The 20,370-nt window shown below is 70.5% G+C and carries 16 protein-coding genes; 8 read left to right on the plus strand and 8 right to left on the minus strand.

All coding sequences use genetic code 11. The annotated features are described in order from the left end of the window. Positions 1–145: 145 nt before the first annotated feature. Genes AB0K15_RS37125 through AB0K15_RS37140 form a run of 4 tightly spaced genes read left to right on the plus strand, consistent with a single transcriptional unit; the run spans position 146 to position 3,727 of the window. Complete coding sequence (locus AB0K15_RS37125) at positions 146–658, plus strand: Rieske 2Fe-2S domain-containing protein (protein WP_364061639.1); 513 nt, start codon at positions 146–148, stop codon at positions 656–658. Continuing rightward, positions 655–1,779, plus strand: coding sequence for an amidohydrolase family protein (locus AB0K15_RS37130; RefSeq protein ID WP_364061642.1), 1,125 nt, complete (start codon positions 655–657; stop codon positions 1,777–1,779). Before AB0K15_RS37125 ends, AB0K15_RS37130 begins: the two co-directional genes overlap by 4 nt. Then, positions 1,776–2,870 (plus strand): amidohydrolase family protein, encoded by a 1,095-nt coding sequence (locus AB0K15_RS37135; protein ID WP_364061645.1) that lies wholly within the window; start codon positions 1,776–1,778, stop codon positions 2,868–2,870. Before AB0K15_RS37130 ends, AB0K15_RS37135 begins: the two co-directional genes overlap by 4 nt. After that, positions 2,867–3,727: an alpha/beta hydrolase gene (locus tag AB0K15_RS37140; RefSeq protein ID WP_364061648.1), complete on the plus strand. Its 861-nt coding sequence runs from the start codon at positions 2,867–2,869 to the stop codon at positions 3,725–3,727. The genes AB0K15_RS37135 and AB0K15_RS37140 overlap by 4 nt, the downstream gene beginning before the upstream one ends. A gap of 126 nt (positions 3,728–3,853) precedes the next feature. Here the strand turns inward: AB0K15_RS37140 and AB0K15_RS37145 are convergent, their stop codons facing one another. The 5 genes from AB0K15_RS37145 to AB0K15_RS37165 form a co-directional block, all read right to left on the minus strand. Beyond that, complete coding sequence (locus AB0K15_RS37145) at positions 3,854–5,440, minus strand: MFS transporter (RefSeq protein ID WP_364061651.1); 1,587 nt, start codon at positions 5,438–5,440, stop codon at positions 3,854–3,856. A 31-nt stretch (positions 5,441–5,471) separates the two neighbouring features. Then, positions 5,472–6,923, minus strand: coding sequence for a UbiD family decarboxylase (locus tag AB0K15_RS37150; protein ID WP_364061654.1), 1,452 nt, complete (start codon positions 6,921–6,923; stop codon positions 5,472–5,474). Between the two features lie 205 nt (positions 6,924–7,128). Beyond that, positions 7,129–7,905 (minus strand): maleylpyruvate isomerase family mycothiol-dependent enzyme, encoded by a 777-nt coding sequence (locus AB0K15_RS37155; protein ID WP_364061657.1) that lies wholly within the window; start codon positions 7,903–7,905, stop codon positions 7,129–7,131. After that, on the minus strand, positions 7,902–8,756 hold the full coding sequence (locus tag AB0K15_RS37160; RefSeq protein ID WP_364061660.1) for a fumarylacetoacetate hydrolase family protein: 855 nt from the start codon (positions 8,754–8,756) through the stop codon (positions 7,902–7,904). The genes AB0K15_RS37155 and AB0K15_RS37160 overlap by 4 nt, the downstream gene beginning before the upstream one ends. Beyond that, positions 8,753–9,820 (minus strand): cupin domain-containing protein, encoded by a 1,068-nt coding sequence (locus AB0K15_RS37165; protein WP_364061687.1) that lies wholly within the window; start codon positions 9,818–9,820, stop codon positions 8,753–8,755. The genes AB0K15_RS37160 and AB0K15_RS37165 overlap by 4 nt, the downstream gene beginning before the upstream one ends. Before the next feature lie 145 nt (positions 9,821–9,965). Here AB0K15_RS37165 and AB0K15_RS37170 point away from each other — a divergent pair, with 145 nt between their 5' ends. Continuing rightward, positions 9,966–10,730: an IclR family transcriptional regulator gene (locus AB0K15_RS37170; RefSeq protein WP_364061663.1), complete on the plus strand. Its 765-nt coding sequence runs from the start codon at positions 9,966–9,968 to the stop codon at positions 10,728–10,730. A gap of 4 nt (positions 10,731–10,734) precedes the next feature. Here AB0K15_RS37170 and AB0K15_RS37175 read toward each other — a convergent pair whose 3' ends face one another. Continuing rightward, positions 10,735–11,487, minus strand: coding sequence for an IclR family transcriptional regulator (locus AB0K15_RS37175; RefSeq protein WP_364061666.1), 753 nt, complete (start codon positions 11,485–11,487; stop codon positions 10,735–10,737). Between the two features lie 83 nt (positions 11,488–11,570). Here AB0K15_RS37175 and AB0K15_RS37180 point away from each other — a divergent pair, with 83 nt between their 5' ends. Continuing rightward, positions 11,571–12,923, plus strand: coding sequence for an MFS transporter (locus tag AB0K15_RS37180; RefSeq protein ID WP_364061669.1), 1,353 nt, complete (start codon positions 11,571–11,573; stop codon positions 12,921–12,923). Further along, complete coding sequence (locus tag AB0K15_RS37185; RefSeq protein WP_364061672.1) at positions 12,923–14,146, plus strand: flavin-dependent oxidoreductase; 1,224 nt, start codon at positions 12,923–12,925, stop codon at positions 14,144–14,146. Before AB0K15_RS37180 ends, AB0K15_RS37185 begins: the two co-directional genes overlap by 1 nt. 114 nt (positions 14,147–14,260) lie before the next feature. On the opposite strand, the gene AB0K15_RS37190 is transcribed toward AB0K15_RS37185, so the two are convergent. Continuing rightward, positions 14,261–17,089 (minus strand): glycosyl hydrolase family 65 protein, encoded by a 2,829-nt coding sequence (locus tag AB0K15_RS37190; protein WP_364061675.1) that lies wholly within the window; start codon positions 17,087–17,089, stop codon positions 14,261–14,263. 469 nt (positions 17,090–17,558) lie between these two features. Between AB0K15_RS37190 and AB0K15_RS37195 the strand changes: the two genes are divergently transcribed. After that, positions 17,559–18,266, plus strand: a complete 708-nt coding sequence (locus AB0K15_RS37195) for a LysE family translocator (protein ID WP_364061678.1) — start codon at positions 17,559–17,561, stop codon at positions 18,264–18,266. A 24-nt stretch (positions 18,267–18,290) separates the two neighbouring features. Here the strand turns inward: AB0K15_RS37195 and AB0K15_RS37200 are convergent, their stop codons facing one another. Then, entirely contained in the window at positions 18,291–18,443 is a 153-nt protein-coding gene (locus AB0K15_RS37200; protein WP_364061681.1) for a hypothetical protein, read from the minus strand. Between the last annotated feature and the right edge of the window lie 1,927 nt (positions 18,444–20,370).

A 20,370-nucleotide genomic window follows, 5' to 3' on the forward strand; every position in this document is an offset into this window, starting at 1 on the left:
GCGGTACCACTGATCGAGACCGTCCTTTGAGGACAGTCACGCCGCTCGTGCGAATAAGCCGAACGAGTGCGTATTCACGGCGTTGATGTCGCGTATCCCGACTTTCTGCTTCCGCCTGCCGAGGCGGCTGCTTACAGTCCGAACCGTGAAGATAGTCGTTTCGCGGCTCGACGAGTTCCCGCCGGGCGAACGCCGGATCGTGCAGGCGGGGCGCAGGTCGATCGGCGTGTTCCGGGTCGGTGACCGCTTCTACGCGATCAACAACCACTGTCCGCACATGGGCGGGCCGCTGTGCCTCGGCCGCACGAAGCCGTGGGTCAGCTCCGCCGGGCCGGGCGAGTACGCGATGGCCGAGGAGGAGGCCCTGGTCGCCTGCCCGTGGCACGGCTGGGAGTACGACCTCGAGACCGGCCAGTCGTTCCTCGGCCCCGGCGAGCCGCCGGCCCGCACGTACACGGTGTCCGTGCAGCCTCACGTCGAGGCGGGCACCGTCGCGCCCGATCAGGTCTCGGCTCCGGAGCCCGGCGCGAAGGGCGGGCGCCGGCCCGGCCCGTACGTCACCGAGACCTACCCCGTCCGCGTCGAGGACGCCTACGTGGTGGTCGAGACCAGCCCACACCCGGCGGCCAGGCCGGGCCCAGTCGGAGGTGCGTCATGACCAGCACACTGCCCAGCGGTACGTCGTCGCCCGGCGCCGCGGCCGCGCGGGCCGGGTACACGATCGTCGACACCGACATCCACCCGAGTGCACCGGCCGCGGACATCCGGGCCCGGTTGAGCGGAGCGCACCGGGAACGCTGGGAGCTGTTCGGCGGCCGGGTGCCGAACCCGCCGGAGTTCTACCCGCGCGTGCGCAACGCCGGCTTCCGGCTCGACTCGTGGCCCGAGGCGGGCGGCATCCCCGGCAGCGACCTGGGTACCACGCAGGCGCAGCTGCTCGACGAGTTCGGCGTCGACCACGGAGTCCTGATCCCCTTGCAGGGACACACCTTCGGCGCCGAGGAACCGCGGTACTCCGCGGCCCTCTGCGGCGCGCTCAACGACTGGCTGGCCGAGGAGTGGCTCGCGCCCGAACCGCGGCTGCGCAGCTCGATCGCCATCCCGACCGAGTCGCCCGACCTCGCCGCCGACGAGATCGCGCGGCGCGCCGGCGACCCGCGGTTCGTGCAGGTGCTCCTGCCCACCGGTGGCGAGACCGGGTTCGGCTCGCGCCGCTACTGGCCGATCTACCGCGCCGCGGTGGAGGCGGGTCTCCCGGTCGCGGCGCACACCGGCGGGATCGAGCAGCACCGCGGCGCCGGGTGGCCGTCGTTCTACCTCGAAGAGCACGTGTGGAACGGCAACATGATGGCGGCGCTGGTCACGAACCTGCTGTGCGAAGGCGTGTTCGAGGATTTCCCGTCGCTGCAGGTGATCTGCGTGGAGGGCGGGATCGTCTGGGCCGCGCCGCTGATGTGGGCGCTCGACGAGGCGTGGCCGCGGCTGCGCGCCGATGTGCCGCACCTGCGCAAGCCGCCTTCGGAGTACCTGCGCGAGCACCTCTGGTTCACCACGCAGCCCATCGAAGAGCCGGACGACCCGCGCCACCTCACCACCGCACTGGAGCACGTCGGGATGACCGATCGGATCATGTTCGCCTCGGACTACCCGCACTGGGACTTCGACTCCCCGCGGCTGGCGCCGCGGCTGTTCCCGTCCGGCGCACGGGAACAGATCATGGGGGCCAACGCCTGCCGGCTGTACGGGTTGCCGGCGCGAGCTTCGGAGGGGACGCGATGAGCCTGTCGTCCGTGTCGTCCGAAGAGACCACGATCGGCACCGGCGCCGTCGACACCGACGTGCACTGCGCGCCGGCGTCGCTGGCCGAGCTGGCCCCGTTCCTCGACCAGTACTGGCGCGAGTACCTCGTGGACGGTGGGCAGTCGCTCTCCCCGTCGCAGGGCGGGGCGTACCCGCCGCTCGCACCCACCAGTGCCACGCCCGCCGCGCGGGCCGCGGGTCTCCTGCCCGCGACCGAGGTCGAGCAGGTGCGCTCCGCGGTGCTGGACGCGGAGTCGCTCAGGCTCGCCGTGCTGAACTGCACCACGTCGTTCCACTGCAACCGCAACCCGTACTACGAGGCGGCGCTCACCCGCGCGGTCAACGACTGGCTCGTCGAGAAGTGGCTGAGCCGCGACGACCGGCTGCGGGCGAGCATGGTCGTGCCGACCCTCGACCCCGCGGCCGCGGTCGCCGAGATCGAACGCCTCGGCAGCCACCCGCAGATCGTGCAGGTGCTGCTCCCGGTGCGCACCGACGCTCCGTGGGGCAACACCCGCCACCGCCCGCTGCTTCGCGCCGCCGCCGAGCACGGTCTCGTCGTCGGCCTGCACGCGTGGGGGCGGATCGGCCAGGCGCCGACCCCGAGCGGGCTCACCCACACCTACCTCGAGGACTACCTCGCCAACTCCCAGATCCTCGTGCAGGCGCAGATCACCAGCCTGATCACCCAAGGCGCCTTCGCCGACCTGCCCGAGCTGCGGGTGACCTTGCTGGAATGCGGGTTCTCGTGGCTGCCGGCCCTGCTGTGGCGGTTCGACAAGGACTGGAAGGGCGTCTGGCGCGAAGTGCCGTGGCTGACCGGAAAACCTTCGGAGGTCGCGCGGCGGCACCTGCGGCTCACCACGGCGCCGGCGCACCTGCCGCAGGACCCGGTCCAGGTCAGGCAGGCGCTCGACCTCTTCGACGCGGGCACGATGCTGATGTACGCGAGCGATCACCCGCACGACCACGGCACCGGCGGGCAGCGGCTGCTGGCGGCGCTGACCGACGGCGAACGGGAGCGGGTCGTGGCCGGCAACGCCGGCGCCTGGTACTCGTTCGGCGCGTGATCCTCGAAGGTTTCGCGGACCGCTCCGTCTCCACGCCCTCGGGTGGCCGGGTCCACGTCCGCATCGCGGGCTCGGGTCCGCCCGTGGTGCTGCTGCACGGTTATCCGCAGACGTCCGCGATGTGGCACCTGGTCGCGCCGGCGCTCGCGCGGGACCACACCGTCGTCCTGGCGGACCTGCCCGGATACGGCGACAGCGTCGCCCCAGCCGGCGCCGGCGTCGCGGCCTTCGGGAAACGGGCGATGGCGGCCGAGGTGGTGGCCGTGATGGCCGCCCTCGGGTTCGCCCGCTTCGCGGTGGCCGGCCACGACCGCGGCGCCCGCTGCGCGTACCGGCTCGCCCTGGACCACCCGGCCACCGTCACCGCGCTCGCCGTGCTGGACATCCTGCCGACCGCCGACGTCTTCGCCCGCGTCGACGCGGCGTTCGCCCGCTCGGCCTGGCACTGGTTTTTCCTGGCCCAGCCGGGCGATCTGCCCGAACGCCTCATCGCCGCCGACCCCGACGCCTTCTTCCTGCGCGGAAGCGAGCACCTCTTCGCTCCCGAAGCACTCGCCGCGTACCGCGCCGCCTACCACCGGCGCGACGTGGTGCACGCCCTGTGCCAGGACTACCGGGCCGGCGCCACCGTGGACATCGCCGACGACGAGGCCGACCGAGGCCGGCGCTTCATCACCTGCCCCACCCTCGTTCTCTGGGGCCGCCACGGCCCGCTGGGCCGGGAGCCCGCCGTGCTCCCGACGTGGCGCGCCTGGTCCCCCACCGCCGACGGCCACGCTCTCGACTGCGGGCACTACCTCGCCGAAGAGCGCCCCGCCGAGACCCTCACGGCGCTGCGCACCCTGTTTCGGCCGTGACCGCCGCTGGTGCGTGTCTCCGGGGGGGTACCGATCTCGCGACCGTGGCGGGGTCCCGCCGGGTGGCGGGACCCCGCCACGGGTCACGGCGGGATACGGCAAGAACGGGTCACTGCCGACGGGTGCCTACGCCCCCGGTTCCTCCGCCGGCTTGACCGTGCGGCCCAGGGTCGCCGCGGCGAGCACCGCGGCGACGACGGCCGCGATACCGCTGATGAGGTAGCCCAGCGAGTAGCCGTGCCCGAGGGCGTCCACGGCGAGCCGAACCGCCGCGGCTTGGGGCGCCGTCGGCGGGGCCGAGTTCACCGCGAGCGGACCGCCCGCCTTCGCCACGGCCGCGGCGGCCGCTTTGGCGTGCTCGGGCAGCGCGCTGGCCGCGAGCGAGGTGGTGAAGTCCCCCGCCGCCCGGCTCAGCGCCACCGCGCTGATCACGGCCGGGCCCAGGGTGAAGCCGAAGTCGCGCAGCAGGCTGGTCGCCCCGCTCGCCATGCCCGCGAGCCGCACCGGCACGGTGTTGACCGCCACCGCGCTGATCGACGTCACCGTCAGCGCGAACCCCAGCCCGACCGCCAGCAGGGGCCCCACCAGCGAGCCCAGGCTTCGGTCCGTGATGGGCACCGTCGACGCCCAGAGATCGCCGACGCCGGTCAGCAGCAATCCGCCGCTGAGGATCCAGCGCGGGCTGACGTGCTCGATCAGCCGGGAGGTCAGCGGGGCGACCACGAGCGTCACCCCGTTGAGGACCACGAACGCGGCCGCGGCGAGCAGCGGGCTCTGGTGCTGGACCGGACCGAGCCGGATGCTGGTGCTGTAGGCCGTGGCCACGAAGCTGAACATGCCGACCACGGTCACGAAAGCCGACACCGTGAACGCCCGGTTGCGGAACACGTCGAGCCGCAGCAAGGGGGCTGGCGAACGCAGCTCGACGACCACGAACAGCGCGAGGAACACCGCGGCGATCACGAACGCCACCACCACGGCCGTGCTGCCCCAGCCGTCCGTACCGCCTTGGATGACCGCGTACAGCAGCGCGAACAACCCGATCGCGATCGTGATCTGGCCCGGCCAGTCGAGCGACCGGCCTTCGGGAGCGCGCGAGTCCGCCGCGAACAGGCTCACGACGCCGCTCAGCGCGGACAGCACGATCACGACGACGAAGGCCCACTTCCAGGATCCGTTGTCGGCGGAGATGCCCGAGATCACCGGGGCCAGTGCGGCCCCCGCGGCCAGCGATGCCGCCCACAGCGTGACACCCCGCGCTCGTTCGTGGCCGGTGCGGGTCCCGATGGCGACCATGGCCAGCGAGGTGGGGAACAGGGCGGCCGCACCGAGTCCGGCGATCGCCCTGCCGGTCCACAGCTGGGCCGTTCCGGCGGCGGTGGTCGTGACGAGGTGCCCGGCGATGAGCGCCACGGCCCCCAGCACCAGGAGCCGTTTGCGGCCGAACTTGTCGCCCAGCACGCCGAACGTGAGGGCGAGCGCGGTGACCGGGAGCAGGGAGGCGTCGGTGATCCACGCGATCTCGCTGCCGTCGGCGTGCAGCCGGCTCTGGAAGAGTCCGTTGAGGACGGTCGGCATCGCGATGGTGATCTCGGCGACGCACACGGCCAGGCAGGCCGCGAACAACGTCGCGAAGCCGAGTTTCGCATCAGGTCTTGACTTCGGAACGGCGACCACGCTGGCGCCGTCCTGTTCGTAGGTCGAGGAACTCATCTCCGCTGTCCTTTCAGCGTCGGTCCCAGGATCAGGAAGTGGGCAGCCGGTCGAGCAGCTCGGCGAACTTGGCCGCGACGCGGTCGCGCAGCTCGGGTGAGGCCTCCGCGACCGCGGGGAAATCGCGGCCGAACGGGCGGACCGCGGTGATCAGCGCGCGCGAGTTCGTGGTGGTCGCGCGGTCGAGGCGCGGATCGAGCGGGCCGCTCCACGTGCCGCGGATCAGGTCGATGTCCTGAGCCGGATCGCAGCGCGTGGACATGGCCCACAGCACGTCGAAGGTGTTGGTGGGGTCGATGTCGTCATCGACGACAACGACGAAGCGGCCCAGGTACGAGCTGGACTGGCACGAGGCGGCGAGCAGCGCGGCTTGCTTCGCGTGTCCCGCGTAGGCCTGCTTGATCGAGACGACGGTGAACATCCGGGCCGCGCCGGCCTCGTGACACCACACCCCCTGGACCCCGGACAGGCCCGCCCGCTCGATCTCGTCCCACACCATGCCGGCCTTCATCACGCACTTGCTGTAGGAGAAGTTCGACGGCGGGCGGATCGGCGACGCGACCGTGAGGATCGGGTTGTCCCGGTGGTAGACCCGGCGAACGCGGACCACGGGCTGCTCGCTGCGGCCACCGGCGTAGTAGCCGGTGAACTCGCCGAACGGTCCCTCGGGCGCCGTCTCGCCGGGATGCAGCTCACCTTCGATCACGAACTCCGCGGCGGCGGGCATCGGCAGCCCGTACAGTTCGGAACGGACCACTTCGATCGGGGCGCCCCGGTGTCCGCCCGCGTAGTCGTATTCGGACAGTCCCCAGCGCAACTCGTTGCCGGAAGCGAGGAACAGCAACGGGTCGTGGCCGCACGAGATCAGCACCGGGCAGGGCTTGCCCTGGGCGAAGTACTTCTCCCGGATCTGCCGGCCCTGCTTGCCCGGCGAGATCCACAGCCCGGTCCGATCCGGGCCCTGGACCATCGACCGGTAGGTGCCGATGTTGACCCAGCCGTCGTCGGGATCCTGCATGACGACCAGGTCGTCGGTGCCGAGGTAGCGCCCGCCGTCGAGCTCGTGCAGCCGCGGCGCCGGGATCGCCGTCAGGTCGATCTCACCCTCGCGCAGGACGTTCTCCAGCACCGGGCCGCTGTCCACTTCGGACGGCGGAATCGGCTTGTGGGTCTGCATCCGTTCCCGGTAGGAGTTCACCGCGTCCAACGGGTGGTCCGGCCGCGGGAAGCCCATCGTCAGCGCCAGCCGCTGCGCGGAGTTGGTCGCCCCGGAGAGCACGCGAAAGCCTTTGCCGTCGCCGGTGAGCTTCTCGAACAGCAGCGCCGGAGCGCCCTCGCCGCCGCGATGGGCGACCAGCTCGATCAACGTGCCCAGCTCCAGGTCCGGATCGGCCTCCGGGACCCGGACGAGCTGGCCGAGCTTGTCGATCCGGTCGACCAGCTCTCGCAAGTCCTCGTGGGGTTTGGGATAGTCGTTGTACACGCCTCACTCCTTTTGGATCGACGGTAGGCTGAAGCCGTCCGATCCCGGAATCTTGCCGTCCCACAATTCTTCTGTGCGGGACGGCACGATTCACTTCGGAGGTGGCCCACCTCGAAGAGGAAAAGATCCCACCAAGTCCACAGTAGACCGGCACGGAAGAACCCACTCCGAGCCGGAGCCGTCGTTCCTCGCGCGCAGGACGTCGTCAGAACCAGCGCGGAAGCGCCGGAAACTCGCCACTTTCCGCGGCCACACCGGTGGTTCCGCGGCCGGTCACCCAGCGCACGAGATCCGGCAGATCGCCCGAAACGGTCGTGCCGCCCTCCCCCAGGACCACCGGCGCCCGGCCCGTGGGGGCGAGCACCAGGTGCACCGGCTCCTGCCGCCGTCGCCACCCCCGCAGCACGTCGGCGAGCAGCTCGCCGAGCAGATCGCCGGGGAACTCCCGGGTGGTCGCGCCGTTGGCCAGGTCGAGGGCGTGCACCCACACCTCACGGGTGCGCATCCACGCCGTCTCCCGGACGGGCACCAGCCGGCCCAGCGCGGTGCGGACCTCCGCGTCCCAGGAGGTGTCCGGCAGGTCGCGCCACTCGGTGTCCAGATGCGCGGCGGCGTGGGCGACCAGGCTCCGCAACGCACGGGCCGGCAGCGTTGCCCCCGAGTCGATCTCCGCCTGCCGTTGCTCCGCCGAGGCGTACATCGGGGTCTCGGCACCGGTCCGCGCCCAGGTCAGCAACCGGGTCAGGGCCCGGGCGTTGTAGCCGACGTGGGCGAGCACGTGCCGGCGGGACCAGCCCGGCAGCAGGCTGGGTTCGTCGAGCTCGGCGTCGGACAGCTCACCGAGCTTGCGCGCGAAGTACGCCGTGCCCCGCCGGGCCCAGAGCAGTTCACGAGCGGGCGCGTGGGGCGAGTCGTAGCGGGCGCCGGGCCCCTGCCGTTCCCGCAGGGCCGCGCGCGCCGCGTCCTCCGTGGTGACGCTCATGCGCCGGCCGCGGCTCGTTCCGGCCCGCCGCTCACCTTTTCCGCCACCGCGACGTTGACCAGCTCGCCGATCCCGTCGATGCGCGTGGTCAGCGTCTGGCCTGGCGCCAGGTAACGCTGGGGCTTGCGCGCGTGCCCCACGCCGCCGGGGGTGCCGGTGGCGATGACGTCACCCGGCTGCAAGGTGACGATCGTGGAGATGTAGCGGACGAGTTCCACAGCGTCGAACACGAGGTCGTCGAGCGGAGTCCGCTGCAGCTCCTCGCCGTCCACGGACGTGACGAGCCGGGCACCGGCCGGAAGCTCGTCCGGTGTCGCGAGCACGGGCCCGAGCGGCGTGCTGTTCTCCCACGTCTTGCCCTGGAACCACTGGGCCGTGCGGTACTGGTAATCGCGCATGGTGACGTCGTTGAGCACCGAGTACCCGGCGATGGCCGCCACCGCTTCGTCCGCCGAGGCCCGGCGCACGCTCGTGCCGATGACGACGGCGAGCTCACCTTCCCAGTCGACCCGGTCGGATTCCGGCGGCAGCAGGATCTCGTCGCGCGGCCCGACCAGAGCTTCGGGGTACTTGGCGAACAACGTGGGGAAATCCGGGAGCTCGCGGCCCATCTCGAGGATGTGGTTGCGGTAGTTCAGCCCCACGCACACGATCTTGCCGGGCCGCGGCACGACCGGCGCGAGATCCGCGGCGGCGAAGTCGTGCCGCGCACCGTCCGCGGCCGCGGCCCGGTCCAGGCCGCCCTCCCGCAGCAGGGCACCGACATCGGTGAATCCCGTCTCGATCGCCGTCGTGCCGTCAACCCGCACGGCGGCGGTCGTCGCGCCGAGCCGGATCGTCGCCAGTCTCATCGGTCTTCTCCTTCGACGTGGGTGCGGTGGAAGTGCAGGCGCTCCATGATCGGAGCGTCCGAGAAGCGGAAGAGGTCGAACGCGCTCTCGGCGCGCAGGGACCAGGGCACCCAGGAGGGCACGACGAACAGGTCGCCCTTGTCCAGCCGGTGTTCGACGCCGGCCAGGACCACCTCGCCGCGGCCTTCGAAAACCTGGAACACACTGGAGCCGACCTCGCGCCGCGCCCTGGTCTCGACGCCCGCTCGCAACCGGTGGAACTCGGCCCGGATCGTCGGCATGACGTCGCCGCCGGTGGTCGGGTTGACGTACCGCACCGCGGCGTGGCCCGGCCCGGCGGTCGCGGGCTGGCCCTCGTCCTCGAGCAGGAGCTGCTCGGTCAGAGCCGCGTCGGTGTGTTCCCAGCGGTACGCGGCGATCGGCGAGGACACCGTGTCCTGGAGCCCGGAGAGGGGACGCAGGCCCGGATGCCCCCACAACCGCTCGCTGCGGGAGAAGTTCGGCGTCGCGTCGTCGGTGACCCGATCCGCGCCGAACTCGAAGAAGCCGACGTCGGCGTAGTGGCCGAACGGGATGTCCAGGCCGTCGATCCAGGCCATCGGCTGATCGGTTTCGTTGTGGTGGCCGTGAAAGCGCCAGCCGGGCGTGAGCAGGAAATCGCCGCGGGACATGCGCACCGGGTCACCGTCCACGACCGTCCACACGCCCTCGCCCTCCACGACGAAGCGGAACGCGTTCTGGGAGTGCCGGTGCTCGGGCGCCACCTCCTTCGGGCCGAGGTACTGGATCGCCGCCCACAGCGTCGGGCTCGCGTAGGCGAGACCGGGCAGGCCGGGATTGGCCAGCGCGATGGCGCGGCGCTCACCGCCACGCCCGACCGGCACCAGGTCCCCGGCGCGCTGTGCCAAGGGGTAGAGCGTCGACCACCGCCACACGTGCGGCACGGCCTTCGGTTTCGGGTGCATCGGCATGAGGTCGTCGATCTGCGTCCACAGTGGAATGAGGTGCTCGGACTCGAAGTCCCGGTACAGCTCGGCCAGCTCCGGACTGTCCCCGCCGGTCATCTCGTTCGCGGCCGGGCCACGGCCGACCACCTGCTCCGTCTCCGGTGACATGCGCGCTCCTCTGGTGTTCGGCGGCGTACGGCCGGTCTTCCCGGAGCGTAGGCAGAGTCTTCCGGACAACGCAAAGGCGACGTATGGTTTTTCTGTGGAGCAGAATTCCGGAGCGTACCGAATCGAAGCCGTCGACCGGGCGTTGACGCTGCTGACCCTGCTGTCCCAGCACGGCCACGTCACCGTGACCGAGGCGAGCCGGGAACTGGGCGTGGCGCCCTCGACCGCGCACCGGCTGCTGTCGACGCTGTGCGACCGCGGGTTCGCGGTGCGCGGCGACAAGCGGCAGTACCGGCCCGGCCCGGAGCTGCTCGCACTGGCCACCCCCGGCTGGGCGCCGCCCCTGGCCGACCGGGTTCGGCCGTACCTCGAGCGCCTGCACGCGGACGTCGGCGAGACCGTGCACCTCATGGTCCGCGCCGCGGCAGACATCCGGTTCGTCGACGGCATCGAGAGTCACCACCCGCTGCGGGTCGGCCTGCGGACCGGCGCGCGAATGCCCGCGTACTGCACGTCCGGCGGCAAAGCGATGCTGGCCGACCTCGACCCGGCGGACGTCACCGCACTGCACGCCGCGGGACTGCCCCCTTGGCCCGGCGAGAAGATTCACGACGTCAAAGCGCTGCACCGGGAGCTCGCCGCGGTGCGCCGCAACCACTTCGGCCTCAACCAGGACGAAAGCGAAGCCGGCGTCACGGCGATCGGCGCGTCGATCGGGGTCATCGACGGTCAGCCGGCCGCGCTGGCGATCGCCGTGCCCACGGCGCGGTTCGCCTCGGCCGGCCCGGAGGCGATGGCCGCACACCTGCTCCGGACCTGCGGCGACGTCCGGGAGGCGCTGACCGCACGGGCCCGGTGACGCGTCACAGATCCGCCGAGGCCCGCCGGCAGTGTTCCTCGATCGCCTTGGCGAGTTCCGGGATCCGGGACCGCGGGCACCGTGGGCTGGGCAACGCGACGGCGAACGCCGCGAGCGCCCGCCCGCTGCCGTCCCGCACGCAGGCACCGATCGCCACGATGCCGCGGTCACTCTCGCCGTAGTTGGTCGCGTACCCGCGGCGGCGGATCCCGGTCAGCTGCTGCAACAGGGCTGCCCGGTTGACGGTGCCGCTGCCCGGCAGGGCGGGCAGGTCCCGCGGGTACAGCGCGGTGAACTGCTCCTTGGACAGCTCGGCCAGCAACGCCTTGCCGCCCGAGGTGACGTGTGCGGGCAGTAGCATCCCGGTCCGCGCCCCGACCCGGAGGATCTGGGTGCTCTCCACGCAGTCGAGGAACCGGGTGCCGTTGCCCTCCAGCACCATCAGGTGGCAGGTCTCCCCCAGTCCCTGACTCAGCTCCGCCAGGTGGATGTGCAGCGCCGCGCGCAGATCCAGCGGCGAGGGACCGGGCCGCACCATCCGCTCGAACGCCGGCCCCGGCCGGTACACCTTGTGCGAGTCCTGCACCGCGAACCCGCGGTGGCGCAACGTGATCAGCAACCGGTGTGCGGTGGACCGGGCGACACCCAGCTCGTCCGAAGCCTCGCTCACCCGAAGCCGCCCGCGCTGGGCCAGCAGTTCCAGCAGCCGAAGCACGTTGTCGGCCGACTCGACCAGGTATCCCGACTCGTCCCGCATAGCAGAATTCTACAACCCGCAGATTCCGATGGGTGGTCGCGCGAACTTAAAGTCCAGGCACAGCCCTCAAGGAGGAGGTCGTCTTGCCCGCCGCCACCATCGACATCCGCACGGAACTGCGGACCGCTCCACTCCGGCCCTTCCACTGGTTGCTGGTTCTGCTCGTCGCCCTGGCGACCCTGTTCGACGGATACGACACCTTCATCCCGTCGTACATGATCCACTTCGTGGTGAAGCCCTGGCATTTGTCCGGTGGGGCAACCGGTTTCCTGGTCTCGTCCGCGTTGATCGGGTTCGCCGTCGGCTCGCTGGTCCACGGCGTCGTCGCCGACCGGATCGGCCGCCGTCCCACCCTGATCGCCGGCCTGCTGATCGCCGGGGTGTTCAGCGTGCTGACCGGCCTCTTCGGCACCACGTTCCCGGCCTTCGTCACGCTGCGCGCGGTGACCGGGCTGGGCCTGGGCGTGCTGCTGCCGCTGGGCACGGCATACGTGAACGAATATCTGCCCGAGCGCGTGCACAACCGGCTCACCGTGCTCGGCGGCACCGGCTTCGCCCTCGGCGGCGTGCTGGCCGCGGTCCTCGGCGTCGCGCTCACCGAAGGCGGGCACTGGGAATCGCTGTTCTACGTGGGCGGTGCCGCCGCGGTACTGGGCGTGATCTACCTCGCCGTGTTCCCCGAATCAGTGGAATTCCTGGTGGCCGGCGGAAAACAGGAGCAGGCCGTGCGTCTGCTGTCGCGACTGCGGCCGGACCGCGCCCCGTCCTACCGCGAACACGGGCTGTCGGTCGACCGGCAACCCCGGGACTGGCGGCTCGTGCTCGCGCCCCGCTTCCGGACGCGAACCGTGGCGCTGTGGGTGTCGTCGTTCCTGTTGCTCTTCGGCGTCTACGGGTTGTCCACCTGGACCCCGCAGCTGATGATCGCGCGCGGCGAGACCTTCGCGACCGGCTACACCTTCGGCGCCGTGCTGCAAGGGATGTCCATCGTCGGCGCCCTGCTCGGCGGCCTCGTCGCCGATCGCTACCTCGGCGCCCGGCGCAGCTTGATGCTCTGGTGCGGCCTGGGCGCGGTGGCCACGCTCGTCGTCGCCGTCGGCGGCTCGACGGCGGTGAACATCGTCGCGATCGGGTTCGCGGGGCTGTTCATCATCGGTGGCCAGTTCCTGCTCAACAACATCTGCGCGGCCACCTACCCGGTCCAGGCCCGCGCGACCGGCGAAGGCGCGATGCTCGGCTTCGGCCGGGTCGGCGGCATCCTCGGCCCGTCGATCGGCGGCGCGCTGCTGAGCGCGTTCGGCGGCAGCGCCGTGCTGTTCGTCGCGGTCGCCGTGGCCGCCGTGCTCGCCGTGGTCAGTACGTCCTTCGTGCTCGTTCGTCACCAAGCACCCCGCCGGGCCGTCCCGGCGGCACCCAGAGAAGAAATGGAGCACTGATGTCGGAAGTCGTCATCATCGGTGGAGGCATCGGCGGCCTTACCCTGGCCCTCGAACTGCACGCCGCCGGCGTCGACTGCACGGTCCACGAAGCGGTCGACGAGCTCTCGGCCGTCGGTGTCGGGATCAACCTGCTGCCGCACGCCACCCGGGAACTGACCCGGCTCGGCCTGGCGGACGAGCTGTCCGCCGTCGCGATCGAGACCGAGAGCTCGCTCTACTTCAACCGGTTCGGCCAGCGCATCTACACCGAGCCGACCGGCCGGACCGCGGGCTACCCCTGGCCGCAGTTCTCGATCCACCGCGGCGACCTGCACGACATCCTGGTGCGCGCGGTCCGCGACCGGCTCGGCCCCGACCGGCTGCTCACCGGCCGGCGCTGCGTGGCGGTCTCCCAGGACGCCACCGGGGCCACGGCGGAGTTCGAGCAGGGCAGCGTGCGCGGCGCCGTCGTCGTGGGCTGCGACGGCGTGAACTCCGTCGTCCGCCGGCAACTGCACCCGGACCAGAGCACCCCGGTGTACTCCGGCTACAACATGTGGCGCGGGGTCACCCCGTGGCCCGCGATCCTCGGCGGCGCCAGCATGATCCGCGCCGGCTGGCTCGCCACCGGAAAGCTCGTCGTCTACCCGATCCGCGACCGCGTCGACGCCGAGGGCCGCCAGCTCGTCAACTGGGTGGTGGAGATCGAGACGCCCCAGCACGCCGACCGCGACTGGAACCGCACCGGCCGGCTGGAGGACTTCCTGCCCGCCTTCGCCGACTGGCACTTCGACTGGCTGGACGTGCCGGCCCTGCTGTCCTCGTCCACGACGATCCTGGAATACCCGATGGTCGACCAGGAACCGCTGTCCTGGTGGGGCACCGGCCGCGTCACCCTCCTCGGCGACGCGGCACACCCCATGGTCCCCAGGGGTTCCAACGGCGCGGGCCAGTCCATTTTGGACGCCCGCAAGCTGGCCGCCGAGCTCGCCGGGACCAGCGACGTGGTCGCCGCTCTGGCCGCCTACGAGGCCGACCGCATCCCGGCCACCGCCGCGGTCGTCCGCGCCAACCGCACCACCCCACCCGACGCGATCCTGCGCGAGGTCTACGAACGCACCGGCGACCGCCCCTTCGACCGGCTGGAGAACGTCGTCGACCCCCAGGAGCTGGAAGCGATCCTCACCAGCTACAAGGAGATCGCCGGGTACTCGCTGACAGAGCTGTCGGCCCAGGGCTGACCGGGCCCGGTGCCCGGGGACGGAACGCCGGGCGGCTCGTGGCGCAGCCGGCCGAGGGTCCAGGCTGCCGCGCCCTCGGCCGGAGTCCCTGGGGAGTCCGGCCGAGGGTGCTGGTCAGGAGCCGCAGTCCGTGGCGTCGCCTGCCGGGTGCCTGGTGGGCACCTGCAGCACGGCCCCGGGCCTGACCTGGCGCACGTCGTCGCTGCCGCTGCCGACTCGGACCGGGAGCGGCGGACCGGAGCGCAGGGTCAGTTTCGTCGTTCGCGCGCCGACGGACAGGTCGAACGAGCGGCCGTGCCACTTGATCCCGGTGAGGTCGACACCCGGCAGTTGCGGCGGCAGGAAGGGATCGACGGTGACGGCGTCGGTTCCCCAGCGCAGCCCCGTGAACCCGTAGAGGAACTCCTGCAGATAACCACCCTGGCCGGTGGTGAAGTCGAACGCTCCGCCGGTGCGGGTCTCGTACCACTGGTCGAACGGCGCCGCCAGGTACGGGTCCGCGCTCTTGCGCAGGGATGTGTAGACGTCACAGCCGGGTGACCCGAGGGCGGCGCCGGCGATCGTGGCGATCGCGTCCGTCATGGACGGGCCGTTGAGGTCCGTGCGCTGCTGGTAGTAGTCGAGGTCGTGCTGGGCGAGGCCGGGCGACATCGGCACCGCCAGCGGGTACTGCAACAGCGTGACGTCGGCCTGTTTGATCGTCTGCCCGGAGTACCCGTCGAACTCGGGGTGGATGTTCGCCGTGGTGTCGACCGGGATCTTCAGGCCGTCGGCGACCTTGCGCCAGGCCGGATCGGCGGCCCGGCCGAGGATGCCCGCGGCGCGGATCGCGATGCGCAGCGAGGCTTGCGCTCCGGCGTTGGTGGTCACGCTGTTGTCGACGTTGTCGTGGTACTCGTCCGGGCCTTTGACGTCCCTGATGGCGTAACCGCCGGCCGGGTCGGGGACGGCACGCGTGGCCCAGTAGTCGGCGATGCCCTGCAGCACGGGCCAGGCCTTGTCCCGCAGCCAGGTCTTGTCACCGGACGCTTCGTAGTACTGCCACTGCGCCAGGGCGATGTCGGAATCGATGTGGATTTCCTGCTTGCCGTCGGGGGACCAGTCCGGGGTTGTCTCCTTGCCGGTCAGCGCGCTCTGCCACGGGAACTTCGCGCCCTTGATCGGGTGGTCCGGAGTGGACAGTGCCGCAGCCGCGGCCCGGGCCGCCGGCAGGCGCTGCTGCCGGTAGGTGTTCGCGTCGGCGGCGATGTCGGGGTACTGGGCGAGCAGTGCCGGGTACATCCACGTCTCCGTGTCCCAGAACACGTGACCGCTGTAGCCGTCCGAGGACAGACCGCCCGGGCTGGCGCTCCAGACGACGCCGGCGCGCACGCTCGCGAGCAGGTAGAACATCGACGCGTGGACCTGCGCGGTCATGGTGGGGTCACCGGGGATCGAGATGCTCGACTGCCACAGGTGCGACCAGGCGTCGCGGTTGCGTGCCAGAGCCCGCTGATAGCCGTCCGCGGCGGCGTGGGCCGAGGTCTTCGCGGCGGCTTGCTGCGGAGTCGCGGCGGCGAGCGGCCGGTCGGTGTCGACGCTGGAGGCGACGCCGACGTACTTGGTGATCTGCAACGGCTCTCCGGCGCGGACCGGGAACGTCGCTCGCTGTCCGGCACCGCCGTCACCCGGGTCGGCGATCGCCTGGGTCCGCACCGTCTTCCCGCCGACACGCAGAACCGAGTTCAGCCCGGCGGTGACCAGGTTCCCGTTGCTCACGACGGTCTGCGACAGTGTCGCGGTCTTGCCGTCCACGCGCGGGTCCGTCGTCGAGGCGTGGTCCAGGCCCCGGCCGTCGAACTCGTCGACGACGGTCGCCGTTCCGCTCCAGTGCGGAACGGCCTGCACGCTCACCGTGCCCAGGTGGCCGTCCGCGCGGTTGGCGTTGACCTCGTAGGCGAAGCTGGTCGTGTCCCCCGCGGGCGAGGTCCAGTCGAACGACGTGGTCAGCACACCGGTGCGCAGGTCCAGCGACTGCCGGTACTTCGTGGTGGTGCCGACCGTGGCCGGGGCGATCTGCGTCGGTGGCTGCGCGCCGTCCGGGGACAGCGCGAGGTAGTCGACGTTCACCCGCGCGGTGTCCCCCTCGGCGACGGTGACCTCGAGCGTGTTCGCGCCGGCGGTCAACGTCACCGGCACAGTCACCACCGCCCAGTCGTCCCAGCCGGCCAGGCTGGGCACGGACAGTTGCCGGAACGTGCCGTTCACGCCGATGTGGATGGTCTGCGGGCTGCCGCTGCCGTTGCCGTACCGCACGGCCAGCGTCGCCGGGCCGGCCGGCGCGTCCCGGATCGGGATGACGCCGCCGCCACCGACCGTCGGGGTGTCGTTGCTGTTCAGGCCGGCCAAGTAGCTCCCGACGATCGAGCCGGGGTGGGAGGATTCGAGGAACGCGCCCCCGGAAACCGTCCCGTACGCGGCCGGGCACAACTGGCCGAACCCGCAGGACCAGCCCTCGATCCCGTAGACGTCGCCGCCGCGGCCGAACCCGAGCGTGGTCCAGGCCGGCAGGCTCGCCCGCTCCTCCTGCCCCGCCGAGGGCGCGCCGTAGAAGCCGGCGAGCTGCGACTGGGTGACGATGGGCGTGGTGCTGTACCCCTGGCCCGCCGCGGGCACCCGTGCGGCGAGGTAGCCGTTGCCGACGAACGTCGGGGAGTAGTTCTTCGCCGTGTCACTCGTGCTCAGCACCCAGCCGTCGCTCCCGCCGCCGCCCGGCCCGGGCACGGGGGCAGGGGCGGCCGAGGCCGGCACCGTCACCAAGCCCAGCAGCAGACCACCGGCCGCCAGCAGGAAGCCCGCCCTGCCCCGGAGCCCACCCGAGCGGACACGCCCCCACGCCCGCCCGCGGCGCGAGGCGCGAAGCCTCGCTCTGCCGGCTCTCGCGGCCTCGCCGTGCATCTTCATCGAAACGGCACCTCCTCGCGGCGGAACGCCCGGCGGCGAGACAGGCCCGCCGCTCCCCGAGCGGACTGGCCACGTTCCGTTACCCACCACGGCGTATATGTTGCGGGCAACAACATATAGGTGGGATGGGGGCTGGTAAAGAGACCAGAGCGGTGCCGACGGAGGAGCCGGGAGTCACCCCGCTCGTGCGCCGACGCGTGTCAGACCCGCGCTGTCGGTCCGGCCGAGGTCCGGATCAGGTCGCGGGCAGAAGGTCGACCACGCCCGTGGCGTCTCAGCGGAGTTCAGGTCCTGCCGGTCGAACCGCTGCTGCGGGCTGCCGACGAAGTTCGCTCTGTTCAGGCTCGGCATGTGTTTCGGCGCCGCACTACATGCTCGACCTCATCGCGCCGGACGACAATGTCCACATCGGACTCCGGCACCCTGGTTCCAGGGTCTCCATCGAGCGAACCGGACAGCCTTCGTCACGTTGCTCGATCGCGAGCCGATGATCGAATTTCCGTGGCTGGCGCTTCGGTTCCCGTGGTTGGATGAATCCATGAACGGCCATCTCCTTGTCCTGTACCTGGTCGCCACCTTCCTGGCGATGATCGCCCCGGGGCCCGACATGATGTTCGTTCTGGCTTCCGGAGTACGGGGCGGACCCCGAGCAGGACTGATGGCGGCACTGGGGGTCGCCTCCAGCGAGGTCGTCCACATCACCGCCGCCGCGGCCGGGCTTTCGGCCCTGTTCGCCGCCGCGCCGACCGTCTTCACCGTGCTGCGGCTCGCCGGCGCGGCATACCTCGGTTATCTCGGCTTCCAGGCCCTGCGCAGTGCCTGGCGGCCCGACCCGCTCTCGGTCGTGCCCGCCGGCGCGACGGGGTCCATCAGCGGCCACCGCGCTTATCTTCGCGGCGCGCTCACCAATTTGGTCAACCCCAAGATGGTGACGTTCTCGGTGGCGTTCCTGCCCCAGTTCGTCGACCGGAGCCTGGGACACGTCTGGCTCCAGTTTCTCGTGCTGGGCCTGATCTTCTTGGTCTTCGAGATGGTTGTCGACGGCACCGTCGGCCTCTTCGCCGGTCGCATCGGCGGGGTGCTGGCCCGCCGGCGTCGCGCCCGCCAGGCCGTCGACGCGAGCTCCGGCACCGTCATGCTCGCCCTCGCGGGGAAGCTGGCCCTCGAGCGCAACTGACCCCGTGCGACGGCCGCACCGGACTCAGGTGCCGGTGAGGTCGGCGCGGTCGAGCAGCTGCCACAGCGCGCGACGGCTCGCGGCGTCGGCGCGGCCACGCGGGAGTTCGACCAGCGCGGTCTCGGCAGCCATCGCGATGAGGAGGCGCGCGGCCGGCGCCGCGGGGTGCCAGCCCATGGCGCTTAGGTCGGGGGCGGCGAGCCGGGCGAAGGCGTCGTTGCGCGAGGCGACCTGGTCGGCGACGTTTTCGTCGTTGCGGGCCTGCAGAAGGAGTGCTTTGATGCCGCGGTCTCCACAGCACAGCCGGCCGGTGATTTCACCGTGGTGAACACGGCGAACACCGCCGAAGGAACCGAATACCGCATCGTCGGCTCGGTTCCCCTCCGGGCGCCCGCCCGGTCCCACCGACCTTGGGCGACGGCTACGGCGCGCTATTGCGCTCAGCCAGGGAATCCACATCCGGTTAGGGGCTCAATGGCCGCAAACAGGTGCTCGGCGACGACTGACAGCGGACTGCCGATGACACTGCCGGCAGCAGAATTCGGCAACCCACCATGCGAACGTGGTCGTCGTTCCACGCCACCGACATCAAAGGGACCGACCATGAACCGACTCCGTCGTATTGTCCGGAATTCTGAAGATCTGGTACGCCGCCGTTCAATGCCAGATCGCCCGAATCGGGCACTACAAAAGCCACTGCGACGCGAAGGCGCATCTGGTAATTTTCAGGGCAGCGGCGAGGTATCCGTCCCTTCCCGAACTGTTTTGAATGGCGGAAGCTGCCTGAAGACCGGAAGATGTGGGAAATTCGGCTAACCGTCTGTGCCACAGAGAAGCAAGCCAAGGAAACCAGGGACCGGACTTCCCGGCTGCTGCGCCCCGATCCGGAGCACGTACCACCTTGCCTGGCCCCTTGGTCGGTGTCCATGACCGAGGCATCCGACGCCGACAAGCAAGAACCATATGCAACGCTGTTGAAGCAAGCCGAAATCGAAGACAAGATGCGATCCTGAAGTCCGGACAGGTCGACCTGAGACCCAGGGGCACTCATCGACACCGGCCGGCGCTCAACCGAAGATTCGACTGCGATCCGAATCCGCCCCCGCGAACAACACGTCGACGAAATCTTCTTCCGAGAACAACGCGGCCATCTTTCCATCAAAGCTGAAACAAGTGGGCCGACCCATCGTGGCCCGATTCGACCGCACAGAAGCCTCCTGCGGAGCGCGGCACAGAAGCAACGCTCAACGCCTCGCCCGCGCCTCCGGTGCCCTCGGGGCCCAGCACCTCCTCCGGCGCCTCAGCGACGGTCATGAGATCAGTCGCACTCGGACAATCCCTTGGGTTCCCAGCGCTGCGCTAGCTGTTGACACCTCGCCAAGAGTCCTGTGAAGATCAACTAATGACCGCGTTTACGCAGGCCAGAGGGCATAAGTAGGCTTGAGGAGTGGGCCGGGTCGGGCTCGAACCGACAGCCAGGGGATCATGAGCCCTCCTGGGGTCAGCGGTGTGCTGACCTGCGAAAACGCAGGTCGTTGGCGAGCGTTACGGCCATAATCCCTTGGGTTTCGCAGAGCCAACGTCCACCGCGCCCCCGCGGAATGGCACCTCACCGAGCATGGAGCACGCCGCAGCCCATCACTCCTCGACGTCCTGGGCGATCAGGTCTCCTGAGTACTACTTGCATCACCAGTCAAGATTGCCGAAAGTTTGATCCTTTCCGATCCCGAACCTGCAAGAAACAACCGGGCAGCGTGAACGGAGTCTATAATCTCAAGCTCCTTTCCGCATTTCCATAGCGATTCAACGCGAATTGAAACCCGGCTCAGTTCATCGCCATTTTGGATGAAATCGAATATCGTACCCTTGGATGTAACACCCTCCAGCGAACGATGCATACCGCGCGCTCGCTTCCGACCGATTCCACCTCTTCCACCTGAACCGTCACCCTAAGGGATGTCTCGTAACTGATCTTGTGGTTGGTGGGACTGTTGTTGCGGTCAGTCTGCGAGGAAGATGTTGTGCAGGTGCGCGATGCCGGACACGGTGTCGTTGAGTGTGCTGGCGGCGCGGCGATAGTCGCGCAAGATCTTCCAGCACTTCA

The organism is Amycolatopsis sp. NPDC049253, from assembly GCF_040678995.1.
Classification (GTDB): Bacteria; Actinomycetota; Actinomycetes; order Mycobacteriales; family Pseudonocardiaceae; genus Amycolatopsis.

What these genes read in the sequence shown, in the direction of transcription:
- AB0K15_RS37130 (WP_364061642.1), top strand. Translation starts at nt 655, where the DNA reads ATGACCAGCACACTGCCCAGCGGTACGTCGTCGCCCGGCGCCGCGGCC.
- AB0K15_RS37135 (WP_364061645.1), top strand. Translation starts at nt 1,776, where the DNA reads ATGAGCCTGTCGTCCGTGTCGTCCGAAGAGACCACGATCGGCACCGGC.
- AB0K15_RS37145 (WP_364061651.1), bottom strand. Translation starts at nt 5,440, where the DNA reads ATGAGTTCCTCGACCTACGAACAGGACGGCGCCAGCGTGGTCGCCGTT.
- AB0K15_RS37155 (WP_364061657.1), bottom strand. Translation starts at nt 7,905, where the DNA reads ATGAGCGTCACCACGGAGGACGCGGCGCGCGCGGCCCTGCGGGAACGG.
- AB0K15_RS37160 (WP_364061660.1), bottom strand. Translation starts at nt 8,756, where the DNA reads ATGAGACTGGCGACGATCCGGCTCGGCGCGACGACCGCCGCCGTGCGG.
- AB0K15_RS37165 (WP_364061687.1), bottom strand. Translation starts at nt 9,820, where the DNA reads ATGACCGGCGGGGACAGTCCGGAGCTGGCCGAGCTGTACCGGGACTTC.
- AB0K15_RS37175 (WP_364061666.1), bottom strand. Translation starts at nt 11,487, where the DNA reads ATGCGGGACGAGTCGGGATACCTGGTCGAGTCGGCCGACAACGTGCTT.
- AB0K15_RS37185 (WP_364061672.1), top strand. Translation starts at nt 12,923, where the DNA reads ATGTCGGAAGTCGTCATCATCGGTGGAGGCATCGGCGGCCTTACCCTG.
- AB0K15_RS37190 (WP_364061675.1), bottom strand. Translation starts at nt 17,089, where the DNA reads ATGAAGATGCACGGCGAGGCCGCGAGAGCCGGCAGAGCGAGGCTTCGC.
- AB0K15_RS37200 (WP_364061681.1), bottom strand. Translation starts at nt 18,443, where the DNA reads ATGGGCTGGCACCCCGCGGCGCCGGCCGCGCGCCTCCTCATCGCGATG.